4 protein-coding genes are annotated in these 8,074 nt (G+C 60.1%); 2 read left to right on the forward strand and 2 right to left on the reverse strand.

What is annotated here, in order from left to right; all coding sequences use genetic code 11:
- Window positions 1-134: 134 nt before the first annotated feature.
- Window positions 135-3,623, reverse strand: a complete 3,489-nt coding sequence (locus tag GBM95_RS10330; RefSeq protein ID WP_152159019.1) for a hypothetical protein — start codon at window positions 3,621-3,623, stop codon at window positions 135-137.
- A gap of 293 nt (window positions 3,624-3,916) precedes the next feature.
- On the opposite strand from GBM95_RS10330, the gene GBM95_RS10335 reads away from it, so the two are divergent.
- On the forward strand, window positions 3,917-4,729 hold the full coding sequence (locus tag GBM95_RS10335; RefSeq protein WP_152159020.1) for a hypothetical protein: 813 nt from the start codon (window positions 3,917-3,919) through the stop codon (window positions 4,727-4,729).
- A gap of 235 nt (window positions 4,730-4,964) precedes the next feature.
- Window positions 4,965-5,993, forward strand: coding sequence for an alpha/beta hydrolase (locus tag GBM95_RS10340; RefSeq protein WP_152159021.1), 1,029 nt, complete (start codon window positions 4,965-4,967; stop codon window positions 5,991-5,993).
- A 120-nt stretch (window positions 5,994-6,113) separates the two neighbouring features.
- Here the strand turns inward: GBM95_RS10340 and GBM95_RS10345 are convergent, their stop codons facing one another.
- The gene (locus tag GBM95_RS10345; protein WP_152159022.1) at window positions 6,114-7,790 is read right to left on the reverse strand and encodes a putative transporter; all 1,677 of its coding nucleotides are present in this window, start codon (window positions 7,788-7,790) and stop codon (window positions 6,114-6,116) included.
- Window positions 7,791-8,074: the final 284 nt, after the last annotated feature.

Raw genomic sequence — 8,074 nt, forward strand, 5'->3', positions numbered from 1 at the left:
CTAACCTTTAGATTTCAGTTAGTTGCCTTAAATCAAAACTAAGCCGGGATATGAATTTCTTTCAGACTCTGTTAACGGATTCCTGGGAATTCACGTATTCAATAAGCAACAGGGCTTAAAGCGGCAGACAAAAATCACGCCTGAGGCATCACCTCCTCATCGCCCTTCCTCGTGAAGAGAAGCACCTCGGTCGCGACATTGCGCCCCGGAGAGCGGCGGATCTCGAGTTCCGTGAGGTTCTCGGGGTCAAGCCCGAAGCGGATCGTCTGGGCTTCCTCTTCAAACTGATCGTTCACGATCCGCTCGAGGAGGGAATAAACGAGCATGCTTGCCGACTCAAAGGGAAGTCCGTCGAGATCCACCTCGATTTCCGGGTGGCCGATCGTCGTGAGACCGTAGGTCGAGATGTAGGGCATGCCGAAATCCTCGAGCGTAAAGATGCTCACGACCGAGAGCGTCGGGAATGCGCCGGCAGAGACGGGCCTTGCGGCGTCGATGCAGTAATTGGCGGGCTGGAGCACCCCGGCGAGGTAAACCCCGAGCGGCTCGGCCGAACGGCAGGCGGAAGCAAGCAATTGCGCGAAGAGCGAGGCCGCGTCCTTCAAGGGCGTTGTGCCGGCTTCAAGGCGCAGATTGATGCGTCCTGCGTGGTTCAGAAGAAGCGCTTCGGCGTCCCGCGTATAGATGTTCTTTCTCGCCGCCTGTTCGAGCGACGTGTCGGGAACCTTCCCGGATTCGCATTTGAGGGATCCCGAGAGGTAGCCGATCCGGAAGGTGAACGTGTCCGGATCATCGGGGGTCCTGTCGACAATGGCAAGGTTCCAGTTGGTCCAGAGGTCCTTGAGGAACCGGTCTTTGTTGAGCCGGAGTCTCTCGCGGGGCATCAGAAGCGTGGCCGTAAAGATGCCGGCGGGGAGTTCGGGGAGAAGCTCCCGCTCGAAGTTCTGCTCTTTCTCAAGGCGCTCTTCGTCTGAAAGAAGGAGCTTGTAGGCCGAAGGCTGATCCTTCTTCACGGCTTCCTTGAGCGCCTTGTATTCCTCGGAATCGACGCCCTCGTGCTGAAGAATGAGGAGCGCCAGCGGGAAGTTCGCAGGCGAATTCGCAGGCGCATAGTTGTGCGACGCGCGGAAGTGCGCAATGGCTGCATCCTTGTCGTCCATGCGCTGGGCATTGAGGCCGAGAATCCATTCCTTTCTCGCGCGCTCCGAATCGGTCGTGGGTTGAAGCGCTTCGGCCGCTTTCGTCGAGCGTTCAAGGTCAGGGCCGAGGAAGAGCGCCATCACGAGGTTTTCGTCAACGGCGAAGGTGCGGTTGGCTTCCGGGATGCGCTCGAGGACCTTCTGCGCCTTATGGCGCTCATGGCGCAGAAGCCAGTATTTCGCGAACTGGAGGATGTAGTCCGAGTCCTCGACGGTGGGTTCTTCGGGCATCGGGTCCGTAAAGATCTCGCGGAGGAACTTTTCCTCTGCAATTTCAGGGCAGCGCTTTCTGGAGTCCGGCATGAACTTCGCGAGCCATGCGGCATCCTCCGGCGGAATCTCGGGCTGTGGCGCGGGTTCGGGCTTCGCTTCCTCGTCCTTATCCGATACCTCAATCTCCTCGCCGTTCATGAGGGACTTGACGAGAATGGAGGAGGCTGCTGCGGTATCCGCGAGGTCCTTGTCGTCCTCGGCGGCTTCGGTGAGCGCCTGGTGGAATTCACCGACGAGTTTTTTGAGCTGCCGCGAGAATTCGTCGGAATCCATCGGATTCCCTTCCTCATCCTCGTGAGCATCCGCGTCCGCGGGAGCGTTTTCCGCTTCCGCCTCCACTTCGGGGATCGTGCCCGCCGGCAGAATGACGGCTGAGTCGGAAGCAATTTCCGAAAGGCTCTTCATGAGCTCTGCATCCGAAGGTTCCGCAACCTCGCTCTCATTCGCTGCAGAATCGGCAGATTCCTCAGCTGAATCCCTTTCGAGGACGACGTCGGGGCGGTTCAGCCCGATGCGCCGGATCTCCTCTTCAAGTTCCGGGCTTCTCAGGTTTTCGAGCATGACGGCAGCGCCGAGCGTCTTGCAGTCTTCGCGGGGAGCGCCGAAGACATAAGCGCCCGCGAACTCCTTCTTCTCCTTGTCGTCAAGAATCGGAAGGCCGAAGATCGCGCCTTCTGCGGCGTCGACGGCGGGGGAGCCTCCGAACCAGATGACGGCATCGGGGCGGTCCTTGCCGCGAAAGAGCGCTTCAAAGCGGGTTTTGAGCGGCATCACGCGATTCCGGATGATGGGGCCGGCCCAGGGGGAGAGGAGCTCGGGCTCGCGGCGAACAAGTTCGACGAAGCGCTTGCTCTGAAGCGGGTTCTTGGCGGCAAAGCCCGCCGTCTTCACGCGCTCGCTCAGGGTGAGGAGCATGAGGAAGCGGTCCGTGCGGATGACGGGGGTGAGCGGGAACGCCTCTTCAAAGTAGGTTTCAAGAACGGGACCGAATTCGGCCCAGGAGAGCCACTCGATTTCAGAAGCTTCCTTTGGGAGCTCGTCGATGAAGTCGACCCTGACCCCCGCATCGGCAAAGGCCTTTGCGAGGCGTTCGATTTCCTTTTCGCGCTCGGGCGTCTTCCAGGATTCGCCGACCGCAAAGGCGACGTGCTTCGGGGATACGGGCGTAATGAATTCATGACGCCAGGCCTGAACGCCTTCGGTACCCATCAGCATCGGACGGTAGCCCGGGAATTCCCAGGGGCCGCACCCCGGCTGATCAGAGACGCCTTCATTAAGCGCGGCAACATTGATGAGGCCTGCCGCCGATACGGCGTCCCTCCCGATCGCTCCCCAGCCGGCATAGCGCCAGGAATGCACGAACCCTTCCGTGGACGTAAAGACCCCGAGGCTCGGGCGGTAGCCCGTCATTCCGGAGCGGATGGCGGCAGAGGCCATGTCCGAGCCGCGCCCAAGAACGAGCGCCGCGCTCACGGCACCGACGGCGACAAGAGAGGCGGAAGCGTCAAAGGGCGACATGACGTGCGGCGATGTTTCCGGGTAGCAGGGATTGACGGGAGATCCGGAACGGACCGTGAACCCCAGATAATCGGGCGAGAGAAGGCCGAGCATTTCGCCGCAGTTGGCGACCATGGCAAGCGATGCCCCGGCCTCTTCGAGCGAGAGGACGGGGCGAGCCGTATGGAGGAGCTTTTCGTCCCGAAGGTCGCCGCAGGTGAAGGACCGCGCCCCTTCGAGGGAAATATTCCCCGAGACCGCAAAGGTCGTGCCGGTCAGGGGCTTGAAGGGCTTCTTGAGTTTCTGAGGCTTTTCTCCGTCCGCGTGGGAAGCATCATCCGGTTCCGAAGGCCCGAACGCTTCAAACGCATGGGAGAAGCTTTCAGGAAATTTGAGCGGCCGCAGTGCCGCCGCATTCATCGTGCGCGCGGTTTCTCCGGCGAGTTCATCCTCGCCCTCGAGCGCAATGGCGGGCGTGATGCCGAGTTTGCTCGCGCAGGCCTGCCGGTGCTGAATCGGAAGGAGATTAAGCGAGCGCATGAGGCGCGCCGCCCGGGAGAGCTTTACTTCATGACGGCCGAAGTAGATGGTTTCAGGCGTTGCGGAGAGAAAGGCCTTTTCCTCTTCGTTCTGGGTCCCCGATTTTGTGTTCATCAGCTGCTGAGTTCTTTTCAAGGAAATGAGTTTCTCCTGAGTCCGGCAAACTATGCCGATTATTAATATTCGGGGGCGGCCTGCCTCTTTTCTTTAAGAGACGGCCCCGCATGTCAGCGACTCAGGATGCGGCAGGGAAGGATCCCCAAAAAAGCCGCGGCAAAGGAATTTTCTCAATCCTACACTTTCAGCAGGGCCTGAAGAGCGAAAGGACAAATCTCGAAAAGCAATTTTCTTTGCGAACCATCTCAATTCGGGCTAATCTTTCTCTTTTTCCCGCTTTTTGAAGAGAAATGACAGACACGCAGCTTGAGGCCCATGCCGGCTCCAACACTGAGACGCCCCTGAGGGCTTCCGACTACCCGATGACCGGACTGGTGCTGCTCTCGGTACCTGCCTGGGAGCCTTCTCATCTGAGGCAGTCTCTTCTTCTTGACTGGCAGATCAATGCGGGCGAACCCCCGCAGACGCCGCGCGAACCGTGGATCTTCCGCGTCAACGGGTCGCTCGTCGTGGTGGGCCTTGAGCCCCGGCCGGTTCCCGACCATGCGGCCGACGAACAGGCAAAGAACTGCCACGACTGGCCCGAAGCCGCGGATGTCGCCCATGCTCACCAGGCGTACCTTGCGGTGGCTGTGATCGCGGAAAGCGCGTCTCTTATCGAAAATGCCCGCACGGCGATGAAGGTGCTTGCGTCCCTCTGCGAGCAGCCCAATGCCCGCGCCGTCAATGCGGCTTCGAGGCTCTTTGCGCCCGATGTCTACCGCAAGGCCGCGCTTGCGATGCAGGATTCCGAGAAGGCCTTTCCGATCTTCAACCTCATCTACTTCGGTCTCTGGCAGCAGAACGATGTCGAGGGGCTCTCAGGCTACACCGTCGGGCTCGACCGCTTCGGCGTGCGCGAAGTGGAGATTCAGGGGAGCCTTCTCAAGCCCCTCGAAATCCGTGCGCTCATGGTGGATGCCGCCATGATGCAGATTACGCGCGGGAAGACCTTTGCCGAGGGCGAGGAAGTGAAGCTCGGCGGCAGAACCTACAGGGCGCTTATTGCTGCGTCTGCGGCGCTGCCGATTCCGGAAACGACGCACCTCGTGCCGATGCCCTGATGCGCCCGGCCGGCGAAGCGTGAATGAAGAGCGAGGCCCTGGGAAGCCGGGTCAGGCCTCGCTTTTTCATTTCCGGCATAGAGACAGCACCCAAGTGCTTGTATGTTTGCGGCGCTTTCAAACCGGTATTCTTTGGGGCGACCCATACCTACTAAAACGTGCGGGCGCTTCAGGATTCCCATGCCGGAAGCCGGATCGTCCGTCTGACGCCCACTGACAAAAAGGAATTGCTCTCATGCTCCAAAAGCCCGTACTCGCGCTTTTCGTTTCGCTTCTCTTTGCTTCATCGATCGCCGCTGCTGAAGGCGCATCGGCCTCGCACGCGTCGCTTCCCGGCTGGACCGAAGGCGCGGAAGTCATTCGCGTTGATGCCGTGCGTCCCCAGATCGACATGATTTCGGGCGTGATCTTTAGCCAACTTAAGAGCACGCGCGCCGTGAAGCAGCTTCGCATGACGCTTGAAATTCCGCGCACGAAGGAAAAGAAGCCCGCAGTCATCTATTTTCCGGGCGGCGGCTTCACTTCTGCCGACCATGAGAAGTTTTCCGAAATGCGACGCGCGCTCGCGGAAGCGGGCTTCGTCGTTGCGGCAGCCGAATACCGTCCGGTTCCGGCCAAATTCCCGGCGCTCCTCGAGGATGCAAAGGCGGCGGTCCGCTACATCCGCGCGCATGCCGATGAGTACGGCGTGGATCCGAACCGCATCGGCATCCTCGGCGACTCCGCGGGCGGCTATCTTGTGGAGATGGCGGGCGCAACCAACGGCGAAAAGACCTTCGACAAGGGCGATTGGACGGATGTCTCTTCAGACGTGCAGGCCGTCGTTTCGATCTACGGCATCTCGGACCTCATGACGATCGGCGAAGGCTTTGACGCGGCGACGCAGAAGGTTCACGAATCGCCCGCCGTGACGGAAGCGCTTCTCGTCAACGGCCCGGCCTTCCGCAACTATGCCGGGGCTTCCATCATGGCGGATCCGAAGAAGGCCATGGCCGCGAGCCCGCTCGGCCACATTGACGGCTCTGAGCCGCCTTTCTTCATCCTCCACGGCGCAGAGGACAAGCTTGTTTCTCCCATGCAGAGCGCGAAGCTCTACCGGGCGCTCCGCGAGAAGAACGTGCCTGCCGACTATCTCCTCGTTGAGAATGCCGGTCACGGCGATCTCCCCTGGTACCAGAAGCCCGTGATCGACCGCGTCGTCGCGTGGTTCGCGAAGACTCTGGGAGCGAAGAAGGGAAATGCCGCTGAAGGCGCGAATCTCTGAGTGTTCTCAGGATTGAAGAGAGTCTGACATCAAAAGAGCAGGGGCCGGCAAATTGCCGGCCCCTGTGTTTTGGAAGAAAGACGAGTCTGATTTGCTGCTTTTAATCGCCGTGAGTCGTCGTCAGGCAGCTGCTGACCAGAAGATGAGAAGCAGGATCTGGCCCGTGATGATGCGCAGGAACATGGCGAGCGGATAGACCGTGGAATAGGCAACCGCAGAGCTGTTCTTTTCCGAGAGCGTCGCCGCGTAGGCAAGAGTCGGGGGATCCGTCGTCGCACCCGCCATCATGCCGACGATCGAGTGGTAGTTGATGCGGAAGATCTTCCGCGCGGCCCAGCCAACGATGAGGAGCGGCACCATCGTGATGATGACGCCGAAGAACATGTAGAGGAAGCCGTTGCCGGAAATGAAGGCGTCCGCAAAGCCGCCGCCCGCAGCGAGACCCACGCTTGCGAGGAAGAAGGCGATCCCGAGCTCGCGCAGCATCAGGCTCGCGGAGTTGGTCGTATAGGTGGCGAGCTTGAGCGACGGCCCGTAGCGGCCGAGGAGAATTGCAACGACGAGGGGGCCGCCCGCGAGACCAAGCTTCACCGGAACGGGAACGCCCGGAATGGCAATCGGCAGGATGCCGGCGAGAATGCCGAGCGCGATGCCGACGAAGATCGAGATGATGTTCGGATGGTCGAGCTTCCCCTGCTGGTTCCCGACGCGGGAGGAGAAGCGCGTGATGGCGCGCTCCGGACCCACGATCTTGAGGCGGTCGCCCAGCTGCAGGTGAAGGCTTCGGTAGGGGAAGACTTCCATCCCCGCGCGGTAGATGCGGGTGATGTTGAGACCGTCGTAGTGGGAGAGGTGAAGGTCCTTCACGCGAAGGCCGTTAACCGCCGGATCCGTCACAATGACCGTTTCCGCATGAACCGGGGAATGCGGCATCGCGAGGTCGACGTCGTTCACTTCCTTCCCGAAGAAGGCGACGATGCCGTCCTTGTTTTCACTCTGGGAAACAATGCGCAGGACGTCGCCCGTCTTCACCTGGGTCTGAGGACCCGGGCTCGTGATTTCGTCCGAATCGGCAATCTTCCTTCGCGAGCAGACGAAGGGGCGGCCGATGAATTTGCGGATGGATTCGAGGGTCTGTCCGTTGAGGAAGGCGTTCACCACCTCAACGTGAAAGCAGATCGGCGCATCGCTCTTGTCGGCTTCGTCCGCCTCCCAGGCCTTGTCCTCATCGGCAAGGTTGATGCGAAAGAGCACGCGGATGAGAATTGCCGAGAGAATGATGCCGACGACGCCCAGCGGATAAGCGCAGGCATAGGCGACGGTAATGTCCTCGCCCTTGTACCCCATGACGGCGAGCGCCTCCTGCGTAGCGCCGAGACCCGGCGTATTAGTGACGGCGCCATAGTGAACGCCTAAGAAGGCAGGGAGGTCGATCGAGCCCCCGAAAAAGGCCCAGAGGAGGAGCGTCACCAGGATCGAGAGAAAGATCGCGGCGACGGTGAGGCCGTTCATCACGATGCCGCCCGAGCGGAAGCTCGAGAAGAACGAGGGACCGACCTGAAGGCCGATGAAGAAGATGAAGAGAATGAGGCCGAAGTCGCGCAGGAACCCGAGCACATGGGGTTCGACCGCGATACCGAAATGTCCGACGGCAAGGCCGACGAAGAGAACGAACGTGACGCCCAATGACACGCCGAATATCCGGATGCGGCCGAGCGCAAGTCCGAGGGAAATGACAAAGGCGTAGACGAGCAGAATGTGCGCGATTGAGGACGGCGACGTCAGCGCGGATTCCATGGGTATTCCTTTAGGGTGCGATGAAGCCGCGGGGGAAGCGGATGGGGGAACCTCGCCGGGCGGTGTCAGTATTTTTTTATTATCGGAAGTCTTCTGCCATGGGGCGAAGAGGTCCTTTTAAAGAGTATGAAGTTTAAGGAAGGAAGCGGAAAAAACTTCCGTCAAAAGCCCGCGGCTTGAATTCGGTTATTAACAAAGGTATTTAATAGTTGACGGATGGTGCTGTGTGGCGCTTGGGGTCAGGCCGCCTGTGCATAGAGGGTACTCTCATTCGTAAAACAGGC

Source organism: Sutterella seckii, assembly GCF_009183815.1.
GTDB classification, from domain to species: Bacteria; Pseudomonadota; Gammaproteobacteria; order Burkholderiales; family Burkholderiaceae_F; genus Sutterella; species Sutterella seckii.